This is a genomic window from Neopusillimonas maritima, assembly GCF_003576595.1.
In the GTDB taxonomy this organism is placed as follows: Bacteria; Pseudomonadota; Gammaproteobacteria; order Burkholderiales; family Burkholderiaceae_B; genus Neopusillimonas; species Neopusillimonas maritima.
On sequence record NZ_NQOU01000009.1, the window covers coordinates 30,740 to 43,992 of the forward strand.

Annotated in this window: 12 protein-coding genes and 1 tRNA gene; 2 read left to right on the plus strand and 11 right to left on the minus strand. The window is 51.8% G+C overall.

What is annotated here, in order from left to right; translation table 11 throughout:
- The first annotated feature begins 11 nt into the window (after positions 1 to 11).
- Positions 12 to 1,238, plus strand: coding sequence for an ammonium transporter (locus tag CJO09_RS14980; RefSeq protein WP_119443082.1), 1,227 nt, complete (start codon positions 12 to 14; stop codon positions 1,236 to 1,238).
- 63 nt (positions 1,239 to 1,301) lie between these two features.
- Here the strand turns inward: CJO09_RS14980 and ptsP are convergent, their stop codons facing one another.
- The 6 genes from ptsP to thrS all read right to left on the minus strand — a co-directional run bounded on the left by ptsP (position 1,302) and on the right by thrS (position 7,322).
- Complete coding sequence (gene ptsP, locus CJO09_RS14985; protein ID WP_391523630.1) at positions 1,302 to 3,014, minus strand: phosphoenolpyruvate--protein phosphotransferase; 1,713 nt, start codon at positions 3,012 to 3,014, stop codon at positions 1,302 to 1,304.
- A 50-nt stretch (positions 3,015 to 3,064) separates the two neighbouring features.
- Positions 3,065 to 3,337 carry an HPr family phosphocarrier protein gene (locus tag CJO09_RS14990; RefSeq protein WP_114421735.1) on the minus strand — a complete coding sequence of 91 codons (273 nt, stop codon included), beginning with the start codon at positions 3,335 to 3,337 and terminating at the stop codon, positions 3,065 to 3,067.
- Positions 3,338 to 3,394: 57 nt separating this feature from the next.
- A complete protein-coding gene (locus tag CJO09_RS14995; protein ID WP_119443084.1) occupies positions 3,395 to 3,790 on the minus strand; it encodes a PTS sugar transporter subunit IIA in 396 nt (131 codons plus the stop codon).
- 2 nt (positions 3,791 to 3,792) lie between these two features.
- Positions 3,793 to 4,752 carry a glutathione synthase gene (gene gshB / locus CJO09_RS15000; RefSeq protein ID WP_119443085.1) on the minus strand — a complete coding sequence of 320 codons (960 nt, stop codon included), beginning with the start codon at positions 4,750 to 4,752 and terminating at the stop codon, positions 3,793 to 3,795.
- Positions 4,753 to 4,815: 63 nt separating this feature from the next.
- Positions 4,816 to 5,376: a translation initiation factor IF-3 gene (infC, locus tag CJO09_RS15005; protein ID WP_199532543.1), complete on the minus strand. Its 561-nt coding sequence runs from the start codon at positions 5,374 to 5,376 to the stop codon at positions 4,816 to 4,818.
- Positions 5,377 to 5,381: 5 nt separating this feature from the next.
- Positions 5,382 to 7,322, minus strand: a complete 1,941-nt coding sequence (thrS, locus tag CJO09_RS15010) for a threonine--tRNA ligase (protein ID WP_119443086.1) — start codon at positions 7,320 to 7,322, stop codon at positions 5,382 to 5,384.
- Positions 7,323 to 7,502: 180 nt separating this feature from the next.
- Between thrS and CJO09_RS15015 the strand changes: the two genes are divergently transcribed.
- Positions 7,503 to 7,579 (plus strand) — tRNA-Val (locus tag CJO09_RS15015).
- A gap of 46 nt (positions 7,580 to 7,625) precedes the next feature.
- Here the strand turns inward: CJO09_RS15015 and CJO09_RS15020 are convergent.
- From CJO09_RS15020 to CJO09_RS15040, 5 genes are all read right to left on the minus strand, one after another.
- A complete protein-coding gene (locus tag CJO09_RS15020) occupies positions 7,626 to 8,768 on the minus strand; it encodes an ABC transporter substrate-binding protein (protein ID WP_119443087.1) in 1,143 nt (380 codons plus the stop codon).
- Between the two features lie 94 nt (positions 8,769 to 8,862).
- Positions 8,863 to 10,041 (minus strand): acyl-CoA dehydrogenase family protein, encoded by a 1,179-nt coding sequence (locus tag CJO09_RS15025; protein ID WP_119443088.1) that lies wholly within the window; start codon positions 10,039 to 10,041, stop codon positions 8,863 to 8,865.
- Between the two features lie 56 nt (positions 10,042 to 10,097).
- A complete protein-coding gene (locus CJO09_RS15030; RefSeq protein WP_218961073.1) occupies positions 10,098 to 10,910 on the minus strand; it encodes a crotonase/enoyl-CoA hydratase family protein in 813 nt (270 codons plus the stop codon).
- 26 nt (positions 10,911 to 10,936) lie between these two features.
- Positions 10,937 to 11,899 carry a 3-hydroxyacyl-CoA dehydrogenase NAD-binding domain-containing protein gene (locus tag CJO09_RS15035; RefSeq protein WP_119443089.1) on the minus strand — a complete coding sequence of 321 codons (963 nt, stop codon included), beginning with the start codon at positions 11,897 to 11,899 and terminating at the stop codon, positions 10,937 to 10,939.
- A gap of 193 nt (positions 11,900 to 12,092) precedes the next feature.
- The coding region (locus CJO09_RS15040) for an acetoacetate--CoA ligase (RefSeq protein WP_119443090.1) at positions 12,093 to 13,253 on the minus strand (1,161 nt) is incomplete at its 5' end.

Genomic DNA, 13,253 nt, shown 5'->3' on the forward strand with positions numbered 1-13,253 from the left:
GAGTAAAAAAAATGAATGCAGCTGATTTTGTTTGGGTGACTGTATCCACCCTACTCGTCTTAATGATGGTTGTTCCGGGACTGGCCTTATTTTATGGCGGCCTGGTGCGATCCAAAAACGTTTTATCTGTCCTGGCGCAAGTTTTATGCACCTTTTCGTTAGCCATCGTCGTGTGGTTTGTTTATGGCTATTCATTGGCCTTTACAGAAAACAATGCTTTTTTTGGCGATTTCTCACGTGTTTTCCTAAACGGCATCGCCAATTTCAGTACAGGCGAGTATGCACTGGCGGGCAGTATTCCCGAGATCAGTTTTGCCGCGTTTCAGGCAACTTTCGCCGGAATCACCTGCGCCCTGATTGTGGGTGGTTTTGCTGAGCGCATCCGTTTTTCAGCGGTATTGGTGTTTACTTTGATTTGGGTCACCTTTGCCTACCTGCCCATTGCACACATGGTATGGGCGTCCGGCGGCTTTCTGTTCGAGCGCGGCGCACTGGACTTTGCAGGCGGCACTGTTGTACATATTAATGCCGGTGTAGCGGGGCTGATCGGCGCCTATTATCTGGGCCCGCGCTTGGGTTATGGTCGCGAAGCCATGCCGCCTCACAACCTGCCCATGACCATGATTGGTGCATCACTACTTTGGGTGGGCTGGTTCGGTTTCAATGCCGGCTCAGCGTTAGGCGCAAATGAAACCGCCGCCTTGGCTTTCTTCAACACGCTTATTGCGACCGCCGGTGCCGTCATGGCCTGGTTGTTTACCGAATGGTTCGTTAAAGGCAAGCCCTCGTTACTGGGCGCTGTTTCCGGTGCCATTGCAGGCCTGGTCGGCATTACACCGGCAGCGGGTCTTGTTGGTCCGTTTGGCGCACTGATTATCGGTGTTGTTTCCGGCATCGTGTGCGTTTGGGGTGTAAACGGCCTGAAACGGCTGCTTAAAGCCGATGATTCACTCGATGTATTCGGCATTCACGGCGTCGCCGGGATTATTGGTGCGATTCTAACCGGTGTCTTTAACGCACAGGCATTGGGTGGACCCGGTCTGGAAAGCGTTGCCGAGATATTCCCGCAGCTCTGGATCCAAATTGAAGGCATTCTGATTACGGTTGTCTGGACCGGGGTCGTTGCCTGGGTTGCTTACTTCATTGCCGACAAACTGTGTGGTTTACGCGTTAGCAACGAAGAGGAACGTGAGGGCCTTGATATTAGCACCCACGGCGAAACCGCCTACCAGCGCTAACATAAAACAAGCCGTGCTGGTGCACGGCTTGTTTTCCAACAGAACATAAAGCAGTTTTGCGCCTTAACCGGCCAGTTCATCAAGATTAATTCGCTCCGCTCTATTCAGAGCCGATGCAACCTTAACCCGAAGTGCGTTGGTATGAGACTGACGCACTTCTTTTTTGACATCGAGCAATTGCTGGGGATGCATGGAAAATTCTCGTAGACCCAAGCCAAGCAACATACGCGTAACCTGGGCATCGCCCGCCATTTCACCACAAACCGCCACAGATTTTCCATAACGTTGCGCTGCATTAATGGTATGTGAAATAAGCCGCAACACTGCCGGATGCATGGGGTCGTATAAATCGGCAACATCATTGTCACCGCGATCGATCGCCAATGTATATTGAATCAAATCGTTGGTGCCGATCGACAAAAAATCCAGCTGTTCGACAAACGGTTCTATGGCAATGGCAATAGCAGGAATTTCCACCATGGCCCCCACTTCAACGTTTCGATCAAAAGAAATGTCTCGTGACTCCAGGTTTTGACCTGCCTCGGCAATCGCCTGACGTACCGCCCGTACTTCATGCAAATGAGCAATCATGGGAACCAGAATTCTAAGTTTCCCGTGCACAGATGCGCGCAACAAAGCACGCAACTGCGTTTGAAAAATTTCAGGATGAGCCAGACAATAGCGAATGGCACGCAGACCCAGCGCCGGATTGGTTGCAACGGTAGCATCGCCGTCTAACGTTTTATCCGCACCAATATCCAATGTGCGAATCGTTACGGGGCGACCCTGCATCGCCTTAACGACTGTGGCATAGGCTTCGTATTGCTCCTCTTCGCCGGGCAGGTCGCGACGGCCCATGAACAGAAATTCGCTGCGAAACAAGCCAATGCCATCGGCGCCGGCGGCCAACGCCTGCTCGGCCTCTTCCGGTAATTCAATATTGGCCTCAAGCTTAACCTGAACGCCGTCCAACGTAACCGCTTCAGCATATTTCAAGCGCCCAAGCTCAGCGCGGTCGTCTGCATAGGCAGCCTGGCGTCGACGATATTCTTCCAGAACAAAATCGGGCGGGTTAACCAACACCGCCCCGCTCATGCCATCGACAATGAGCAGGTCGCCATCGCGCACCAGGGTACGAATATTGCCCATGCCGACAACAGCCGGCACATTCATGCTGCGGGCAACAATGGCGGTATGCGAGGTGGGTCCGCCCAGATCCGTTAGAAACGCCCCAAATCGCGCGCCGCGCAAACGTAACATGTCGGCCGGTGAAATATCCCGGGCCACCACAATCAGTTCTCCCGAATACCCCGAGTCAAACTGAGGTAAGGCAACAGGCGTGCCGGATAATACCCGCAACACCCGCTCAATAACCTGGCGAATGTCTGTGCCACGCTCGCGCAGATACTCATCTTCCATCGCGGCGAATTGCTCGCCCAATACTTGCCCTTGGGTGGTTAACGCCCATTCGGCGTTGTAGTGACGCTCGATAATAAGGTTACACGCCTGCTCCGACAGCATGCGATCGTCAAGCAACATACTATGCACAGTGAGCAGCGCACCCATTTCCCGCGGAGCATCATCGGGCAGGTTTGCCACCATATGCTGCAATTCATCGCGGGCTTGTGCGAGCGCTGCCTTCAATCTGGCACACTCTTCCTCAACCGCTTCGGGTTGGATACGATAGTGCACGACCTCTAAGGCTGCCGCGCCCATCACCGCGGCCCTCCCAATGGCGTAACCTTTCACCACACCCTGGCCGCGAAGGCACAGCATGGAACTAAATGTATGAGGTAGGGCAGACGCAGCGGCAGTCATGAATCGTGTTATTCGGCTTCACCAAATTTGTCATTAAACAGCTGGCGGACTTCTTCAAGCGCCACATCGGCTTGAGGGCCCTCGGCATCAACGGTTACGGTGACACCCAGGCCCGCCGCCAGCATCATGACGCCCATTATGCTCTTGGCGTTCACACGCTGTGAACCGCGCGCTATGAAAATTTGTGTGTCCGTGTAACGAGACGCCAACTGCGTGAGCTTGGCTGCCGCCCGCGCATGCAAGCCAAGTTTGTTGGTAATAGTAATATCAATTGAAGGCATATTAATTTCTTGTTCTATTTGAAATTGCCGCAACACACCCAAGATCATCAAGCATCTTTAAGGCGTGCAACAGGCACTTACGATCCCCTTGGCGCCACTTGCGCGCACCAACTCCACCAATTCCTGAAGGTTATCACGCGGGCCGGTAAGCGCCTTGATGATCATACACAAATTCGTCCCGGTCACCAGCTCCGCGCGCGCCCCTTGCGCCTGTGTCGCCTCAACTGCTTTACGTGCAATATTGAACGGGGTGGCGCCAAAAATATCCGTTAAAACCAATGTTGCCGACGCATCGGCAAGAATTGCTTGTAATTGGTTAACTTTATCTTCCGGGGAATCGGCCGGCGTGATATCCATAAGGACGATATCTGGCTCGCAGCCCAGAACATGCCCTGCGCAATGCACAAAAGCACTTCCCAGTGGCTGATGCATAACCAGAACAACCCGCACCATGTCTACCCCCTTACCGCCTGCTCCAACGCCTGAACAAAACAATCTGCAACGTCAAAATCAGTTTGCTCGGTAATTTCAACAAAACACGTTGGGCTGGTTACATTCACTTCTGTCAGGTAATCGCCGATTACATCCAACCCCACCAAAAGAAGCCCTCTTTCCCGCAGCTTTGAACCGATTGCCTCCGCAATATAACGATCACGCTCGGTGAGTGGTTGCGCCACCCCTCGACCACCTGCGGCCAAATTCCCTCTTGTTTCACCCGCTAAGGGTATACGCGCCAAAGCGAAAGGTACGGGCTCGCCGTTAATCAGCAAAATACGTTTATCGCCTTGTTTGATTTCAGGAATATAGCGCTGGGCCATAATGGTGCGGGCACCATTATCAGTAAGCGTTTCCAGAATAGCGCCAATATTTGCTCCATCGGGACGCACATGAAAAATGCCGGTACCACCCATGCCGTCAAGCGGCTTCAGGATGATATCTTGGTATTTAGCGTGAAATGCGCGTAAACGCGCCATATTCCGGCTGACCAGCGTTGGCGACGTAAATTCAGCGAACTCAGTAATGGCAAGCTTCTCGGGGTGGTTGCGAATGGCTTGCCCTGCATTAAAAACCCGGGCGCCTTGCGCCTGGGCAAAATCGAGCAAATGTGTGGAGTAGACATACTCCATGTCGAAAGGCGGGTCCTTACGCATTACAACAGCGTCGTAACGCGACAAGGCCTGGTCAACCGAATCACCGGACGCTTGCCACCAATCCTGGCCATGCAAGTCGGCTTCCTGGATCAGATTGATCGCTTGCCCCGTTACTTTGACCACACCCTCATCGATGTAAATATCGCCTTGCAAGGCCACACTAATTGTGTGGTCACGCTTGCACAGCGCGCGCATCATGGCAACTGAGGAGTCTTTGTAGGCCTTCAGCGACGGTAAAGGATCAATAATGAATAGTATGTGCATAACGACCTGCGAAAACTATCCCCACCAGGGTCTCCTGGTGGGGATAGATAAGGAAAACAAGAATCAGGAGGCCGAATCGCCTTTACCCGCAGGTTTCTTGCGTGGCGCCAATACCATGACCATTTGCCGCCCTTCCAGCTTGGGCATCGCCTCAACCTGGACAAGCTCGCTAAGGTCGTCACGAACACGTTCCAATACGCGCATACCCAACTCTTGGTGGGCCATTTCGCGGCCGCGGAAACGCAACGTAACTTTGGCTTTGTCTCCGTCTTCGATAAAACGGCGCAAATTGCGCAATTTAACCTGATAATCGCCCTCATCGGTACCCGGGCGGAACTTCACTTCCTTAACCTGGATAACTTTCTGTTTGGCTTTGGCTTCCGCCTGTTTCTTCTGTTCTTGATACTTGAACTTGCCGTAGTCCATTAAACGACAGACAGGCGGCGACGCATTGGGCGCAATTTCAACCAAGTCTACTTCATGATCTTCAGCGAGCCCGAGTGCGTCAGCCAGCTTGACGATACCCAGTTGGTCACCTTCGATGCCGATTAAACGTACCTCTGTGGCACGGATTTCGCCATTGATGCGATGGGATTTATCGGTTGCGATATCTAAAACTCCTATAAATATTAATGGTCTTGCCCTGCATTGCGACGTTGCTGAATATCTTCGTGCAAACGCTGGATAAAGTCGTTGGTACTCATGACACCCAAATCAACGCCACCCCGGCTGCGTACCGCAACCGTTCCTGCTTCGCGTTCTTTTTCGCCGACTACCAGAATGTAGGGCATTTTCTTCAAACTATGCTCTCTGATTTTACGGTTGATTTTTTCACCGCGCAAATCTGCCCCGGCTCTAAACCCTTGTTTTTTCAGCTTTTGAGCGATTTCAGCTGCATAATCAGCAGAATTCTCGGAAATACAGCACACCACGGCCTGTTCAGGGGCGAGCCATGGCGGTAATGCACCCGCATGATTTTCAATAAGAATACCGATAAAACGCTCGAAGGAACCCAAAATGGCCCGATGCAACATAACCGGCGTTTTACGTTGATCGTTCGCGTCGACATATTCGGCGCCGAGGCGCTCCGGCATGGAAAAATCAACCTGAATTGTGCCGCACTGCCAGTGACGGCCGATTGCGTCCGTTAGCGTATATTCAATCTTCGGGCCGTAGAATGCGCCCTCGCCTTCACTGACTTCGTATTCGCACCCTGTACGGTTCAAGCTTTCCATCAACGCTTGCTCCGCTTTGTCCCAAACCTCATCAGAGCCGATACGTTTTTCCGGACGGGTCGCCACTTTATAGAGAATCTTTGTAAAGCCGAAGTCGGCATACACATTCTGCAACAAGGCCGTAAACGCCGCACACTCGTCTTGCAACTGATCTTCCGTACAGAAAATGTGACCGTCGTCTTGGGTGAACCCGCGCACACGCATCATGCCGTGCAGGGAACCGGATGGCTCATTGCGATGGCACTGGCCGAATTCACCATAACGAATGGGCAGTTCGCGATAGGAATGCAACCCGGCGTTAAAAATCTGCACGTGTCCGGGACAATTCATCGGTTTCAAACCATAAGTGCGGCTCTCCGACTCTGTGGTGAACATGTTTTCGGCGTAGTTGTCCCAGTGCCCGGTTTTCTTCCAAAGTGAAAGATCCAGGATTTGTGGCGCCTTTACTTCCTGATAACCATTGTCGCGGTATACGGCACGCATATATTGCTCGACTTGCTGCCAAACCGTCCAGCCTTTCGGGTGCCAGAAAATAAGCCCGGGTGCTTCATCTTGGAAATGGAAGAAGTCCAATTCGCGACCCAATTTGCGGTGATCCCGTTTTTCAGCCTCTTCCAGCATGTGCAAATAAGCGGCCTGATCTTCTTTTGTAGCCCAAGCCGTGCCATAAATACGCTGCAACATTTCATTGTTGCTATCGCCACGCCAGTAGGCCCCAGCCACCTTGGTCAACTTAAAAACCTTCAGTTTGCCGGTGGAGGGGACGTGAGGCCCCCGGCAAAGATCGATGAAATCACCTTCACGATACAGGCTAATGTTCTCGTTCGACGGAATAGACGCAATGATTTCCGCTTTATATTGTTCGCCAATGCTTTTGAAAAACGCAACGGCATCGTCTCTTTTCCATTCTTCGCGCGTGACCACCTCGTCTTTTTTGGCCAATTCCACCATTTTCTTTTCAATGGCTTCCAAATCTTCGGGCGTAAACGGACGCTTGTAAGAAAAATCGTAGTAAAAGCCGTTATCGATAACCGGGCCGATAGTGACCTGGGCCTCTGGAAACAAACTCTTCACCGCGTAAGCCAGCAAGTGTGCAGTGGAATGGCGAATGAGATCAAGCCCTTCCGGGTCTTTGGCGGTTATGATAGCCAGTTGTGCGTTCTGATTAATGACGTAACTGGTGTCCACCAGCCTATCTTCTTGGCCTTCGAACGACACTTTCCCGGCCAGAGCAGCTTTACCCAACCCCGAGCCAATGGAAAAAGCGACGTCGTTAACCGACACCGGGCCGGGATACTCGCGCTGAGATCCATCAGGCAGTGTAATTTGAACCATATAGCATCCTGACATTAACAAGCGTACCAATACCCACCGATACCGTACACGCTACGACAAAAAACGCGGCATTTGCCGCGTTTCCAAACAAAACATTAGCCCACCTAGTGTAACATTGAATGCCTGCAAACGGCTTTGACATGCAGCCACAATTCAGGCTATCATTGCGTTCTTCTTTAAAGGCGGTTAGCTCAGTTGGTTAGAGCGCTACGTTGACATCGTAGAGGTCGCTGGTTCGAATCCAGTACTGCCTACCAAATCAAATAGAATCGCAAACCGATTCACAGCTAAATTACATCACTGTCATTTAGCTGTTACCAGTTTCCAGTCGCCATTTTCCACTTGCACTAACGCACTGGCGCGCTCATCAAGCCCTGTATGATCGGTTTTACTCATGGTATATACACCATGAGTACCCACGACCTCGTTACTTGTTTCCAGTGCATCCCTAAGTGCGGCACGGAATTCAGCCGTGCCGGGTTTGGCGACTTTCAACGCCTTCTCCACAGCCTGGTCTGCCAATAAATAAGCATCCCACGAATAAGCTGAAAATGCATTGCGTGTGTTATCTCCAAATTTGGCCTCATAGTTTTTGGTAAATTCCATAGCCTCAGCCTTGATCGGGTTGCTGTCGGGCAATTGCTCGGCCACCATGACTGGCCCGGTGGGTGCGTAAGCGCCTTCGAGCGCATTACCACCAACACGCAAAAAGTCTTTGTTAATCACACCATGATTATGATAAATAGGGCCTTTGTAGCCACGCTCTCGCAAGCTCACTTGAGGTAATGCGCCCGGCGTCCCAGAGCCACCCAAAACAACTGCATCCGGTTTAGCAGCCATTAACTTAAGCACCTGACCAGCTACGCTGGTGTCAATACGGCCGTAACGCTCACTCGCCACCAGCTTTATATCGGTTCCCTCGATATTTGCTTTTAGCCCCGCCAACACCAGTTCACCCCAGGAATCCGAAAAACCCAGGTAACCAACGCTCTTGACCCCTTTTTCTTTCATGTTTTTGACCACCGCGGCCATCATGATATTAATAGGTTGCGGCACCGCGTACGACCAAGGGTTATCTTCGGCCTTAACCGGCAAAGGGGAAAGCGAGATCTGAGGCACTTTCTGTTCAGCCACAATTTCACTGACTGCCAACGCAGTGGGCACACTGCTTGAGCCGATAATCAGGTCGACGTTATCTTGCTGAATAAGCTTTCGGGCCAGCTTTACCGAAGTTGTGGTGTCGGTAGCATCATCAACGATTATGTATTCAACCGGTACGCCACCCAGGGTTTTGGGTACGACCTCAAAAGTATTCTTATAAGGAATACCCAGCGACGCCCCCGGCCCGGTAGCGCCGGTAATAACGCCAACCTTAACGCCTTCGGCAAAAGCATTGGACAGCGGGATTAAGGCAACCAACGTAAATGCAAGTATGCTTTTCTTCATTTTAATGTCTCCTGTACTTCGATTTATTTAAAAATGACCGATTTACGGCCTTTGCTCTGCTGCTTATGGTGCAGCTTGTAGGTGGCAAGAGGTTTTACAAGCCCAGTTGCCTTGAAACGATATGCCGCATGATGTCGCCTGTACCGCCACCGATCATGGGAAAGTACGAGTCTCGTAGAAAGCGTTGCACGGGATATTCATTCATTAATCCATAACCGCCATAAACCGACATAGCCATTTCACAAACTTCATGACACCCCTCGGCCGCGACGATTTTTGCCAGCGCCGCTTCGGTAGTAATGGAGGCATTCTGATCAGCAAGTGCCGCCGCATGATAGGTATACAACCTGCTTTGCTCCAGCTTGGCCAGCATATCGACCAACCGAAATTGAATGGCTTGAAACTTGCTGATAGGTTGACCAAATTGCTCTCGCTCTTTGGCATAACGCAAAGCGGAGTCGTATGCAGCCCTACCGCCACCCAATGCCAAAGCCGCAGTAAAAATACGATCGACTGTTAATGACTTATAAGCGTTCAGAAAACTGCTCGGTACACCATTGTTTAAATAACATTCATCAGGCACAAAAACATTCTCAAAAACCAATTCAGCCGTGTCGGAGCTTCGTACCGAGAACTTGTCCAGCTTACGCCCTACCGAGAACCCAGGGGTATTGGTATCAACCAGAAAAAGGTCGAGCCCTTTTAACCCCTGCGTTGGGTTTGTGGTTGCCACTACCGTAATAAAATCGGCAACCGTACCGTTGGTCGTGAATATTTTGGAACCGTTAAGGAAAAAACCGCCCTCTGTGCGAGTGGCACGTGTAAGTAAAGAAGCGGCATCAGAACCCGAATTAGGCTCGGTGATGGCAAACGCCGCTATTTTTTCGCCCAGCAAAGCGGGTTTTAAGTACTTGTTATGTAAATTCTCATTACCCCACTGAAAAACGGTATGCGTTGCCGTTGAGCCTTGCATACATACCCCCGCAGCGAAGCTCATAGAGCCTCGCGCCAGCTCTTCACATAATATGGAGAAACATGTAAAGGGGTACTTCAGCCCACTACCGCCAACCGTTTCCGGATACATGATTCCGTAATAACCCAGATCACCCAACTCTTTGAACAGTTCATGAGAAAAATCGTTCGCATTGTCGAGCGCCTCCGCCTGGGGACACAACCGCTCGTCTACCCAACGCGCAATATGATGTCGAAATTCGTTCGCCTCGGCTTCTAACTCGTCTCGACTGAAGTCGGTTCGTAAAGGTGCGGAACTCATTGATTTATCCCTTTCGCTTGGGGTTACTCATACACATCACTGTCAGCAAGGGTTGTCTACCCCTGAGAATGGCGTTGAACCTTATTGGCCTTACGTTCCAGGAAATCGCGCAAACGCTGCTTGGCTTCATCGTCTCCTTGGGCGATGCCAACCATCAACATTTCGGTAAACAACCCTGTTTGCGGATCTTGCTCGCAAATACGAGGGATGGATTGGATAACGGCAAAATTCGCTAATGGCGCGTTTTTTGCAATACGTTTGGCCAGTTCAATCCCTTTCTGCAATCCCTGGCCAGGGTCGACCAGATATTGAGAGAGTCGCAAAATATGATGTGCCTCTTCAGCCTCGTACACCCGTCCTGACAGCATCATATCGATTACCGTCGCAGCCCCGATAAGACGAGGCAGGCGAACAGACCCTCCTGAGCCCAGAAAAATGCCGCGCGTACCCTCGGGAAGGGCGTAATATGCACTCCGCTCGGCAACGCGAATATGTGTTGAAGCCGCAAACTCCAGCCCACCCCCGATAACAGCACCATGGAGCACCGAAATAACCGGCACTTTACAAAATTGCACAGTGTCATTCAGGCGCTGCCCAATAATTGACGTATCAAAACTCTCGGCGACAGAGGTTTCTTTGAGTTCATTCAAGTCAAGACCGGCGCAAAAATCGCCGCCGGCACCGTGCACCACCACACCCTGCACATGCGCCGGAATGCTTGAAAAAAAGACCTGCATACCCAGCACCAACTCATCACAGAGTGCATTGCGTTTATATGCACGATTTAAAGTTAAGACAGCAATGGTGTCATCCAACTTAACCGATAAACTATCAGGTAATGAAACGGGCCACTTATAAGATTCAGTCATCATTTCTTTGTAGTTAGAGGGGCACGTCATGCCCCTAGTTTTTCCTGTAACTTCAATACGTCGACCAAGCCCTCGTCGCGCCATTTAACCCAGTGCTGAACCGACTCGCCCTGTGATACTTCCTGCGCAGCTTTAACCAGTTTTTGAACAAGTTCAGGCGTAAGCGTCACCGACGTAGATGGCGTCCACCACTCCTGAATGGCCTGACCGGCATGATCCAGAATGCCTTGCATTCCCTTGTCACCCCCTGCCAGGTGCAACGTTAGCAACCCGCCCATTAAGGCCCACCGCGGCCCCAAACCGTAACGAACGGCGGCATCGATATCGCGTGCGCTTGCGATGCCATCTTGCAAACACGCCACCGCTTCGCGCATTAATGCAAACTGCAAACGATTGGCCATATGACCATTGGTTTCAGCATGTAAACAAATCGGTTGTTTGTGCAGAGAACGGGCGAAATCCATCGCCCAATCAACCACAACCGGAGAAGTTTTCCGCCCGCCCACCACTTCAACAAGCGGAATTAAATGGGTAGGGTTAAATGGATGTAAAACGACTAATCGCTCAGGATACGTGCAGGCCTCTTGCATGGCACTAGGTGGGATTCCGCCCGTGCTTGAAAGAATGATTTTGCTGGGAACCGCGACAGCCTCAACCTCTGCCAAGAGCTTTTTCTTTACCTCCAAATGCTCCGGACAGTTTTCTTGAACCAAATCCGCCATGCGAGCGGCTTCACCTGCCGAAGAGACAAAACGTATCAAATCGAGTGGTGGGCGCAGCAACCTGGTGCGGCCTAACTCGCGCAAGGCAGGCCAAGCATTGGAAACAAATTCATTCACGCTTTCAGGTGCATGGGGGGAAGGGTCATACGCAATGACCTCAAGACCGTGAGCCAGGAAGAGCGCAATCCAACTGGCGCCAACCGAACCAGTGCCTAATACGGCAACGACACGTATCTCATCGGGATGTTTATAAATGATGTTATCCATGTAAATCCAATTATCTGCAATTGACGCTGCGCAAACAGTCTCACGTTTCAGAAACTCATGAAAACAGTTTAGAGTTTGACTGATTATTTGAATAATGCAGAAGGCTTATAAGAGTTAACCGATTTATGGATAACTGAAAAACAAACACACCGATTTTCAGCATAGGCAGAAAAACTATACCAATCTTCGCTGTTCAGGCTCTCAATCCAAGCGCGCGCAGGCATTCACCAATTTCGTCCAGTGCCTGCGGATTGGCCAACGCATCGCGATTGTCTGCGCGGACAGACCCATTCACCAGGCGCGCCACCGCCAACTCCACTTTCTTGCCGCTGCGGGTGTAGGGGATATCGGGCACGGCCAGAATATGACGCGGCACATGTCGTGGGCTGGCCCCTTCACGAATACGGGTGCGTAACTCCTTTACCAAGGCTTCACTTAACTCATGACCTTGAGCAGGAACAATCAGTAGCACCACTTCCACATCGCCATCCACCTGACGCCCCACCACCAAGCTGTCTTTTACTGCGTCCACCGTTTCAACCTGGCGGTAGATTTCTGCGGTGCCAATGCGCACCCCGCCCGGGTTCAACGTGGCATCGGAGCGACCGTAGATAATAGCGCCGCCCGTCTCGGTGAATTCGATAAAGTCACCATGCGCCCAGACACCCGGGTAGGTAACAAAGTACGCATCGCGATATCGGCTGCCGTCAGGGTCGTTCCAGAACGCCACCGGCATCGACGGCAAGGGCTCCCTGCACACCAGTTCACCCCGCCCGGCCTGCACCTCATGACCCTGGTCATCAAAGGCCGTCACGTCGGCCCCCAACATCTTGCCCTGAATCTCGCCCCGGTGGACCGGCAATGTGGGGACGCACCCGACAAAGCAGCCGCAAATGTCGGTGCCCCCCGCAATGGAGCCTAATAATGCCTGCGGCACCCCGTCGGCATAAAACCAGTCGTAATCTTCAGGCAACAACGGTGAGCCCGTAGAGAACACCACTCGCAGCTTTTGCAGACTATGAGTTTGCGCGGGCGTTAAATTGGCCTTGCGACACCCGGCAATAAAGCGGGCACTGGTCCCAAAGTGTGTCACGCCCTCGTTCGCGGCCAGTTCCCACAGATAACTTAAATTCGGATACCCCGGAGAGCCATCGACCGTTACCAGGCGCGCGCCCGTGAGCAGGCCCGACGCCTGCCAGTTCCACATCATCCAGCCGCAAGTGGTGAAATACATCAGGCTATCGCCCGGCCCGATGTCCCCATGCAGCATAAGCTCTTTGGCATGGTTCAACAAAATGCCACCCGTGCCATGCACAATACACTTGGGCTTGCCGGTGGTGCCGGAAGAAAACAG

Excerpts from the sequence above, each read along its gene's own strand:
- CJO09_RS14980 (WP_119443082.1), top strand. The coding sequence starts at position 12 with ATGAATGCAGCTGATTTTGTTTGGGTGACTGTATCCACCCTACTCGTC.
- ptsP (WP_391523630.1), bottom strand. The coding sequence starts at position 3,014 with ATGCTGTGCCTTCGCGGCCAGGGTGTGGTGAAAGGTTACGCCATTGGG.
- CJO09_RS14990 (WP_114421735.1), bottom strand. The coding sequence starts at position 3,337 with ATGCCTTCAATTGATATTACTATTACCAACAAACTTGGCTTGCATGCG.
- CJO09_RS14995 (WP_119443084.1), bottom strand. The coding sequence starts at position 3,790 with ATGGTGCGGGTTGTTCTGGTTATGCATCAGCCACTGGGAAGTGCTTTT.
- gshB (WP_119443085.1), bottom strand. The coding sequence starts at position 4,752 with ATGCACATACTATTCATTATTGATCCTTTACCGTCGCTGAAGGCCTAC.
- thrS (WP_119443086.1), bottom strand. The coding sequence starts at position 7,322 with ATGGTTCAAATTACACTGCCTGATGGATCTCAGCGCGAGTATCCCGGC.
- CJO09_RS15020 (WP_119443087.1), bottom strand. The coding sequence starts at position 8,768 with ATGAAGAAAAGCATACTTGCATTTACGTTGGTTGCCTTAATCCCGCTG.
- CJO09_RS15025 (WP_119443088.1), bottom strand. The coding sequence starts at position 10,041 with ATGAGTTCCGCACCTTTACGAACCGACTTCAGTCGAGACGAGTTAGAA.
- CJO09_RS15030 (WP_218961073.1), bottom strand. The coding sequence starts at position 10,910 with ATGACTGAATCTTATAAGTGGCCCGTTTCATTACCTGATAGTTTATCG.
- CJO09_RS15035 (WP_119443089.1), bottom strand. The coding sequence starts at position 11,899 with ATGGATAACATCATTTATAAACATCCCGATGAGATACGTGTCGTTGCC.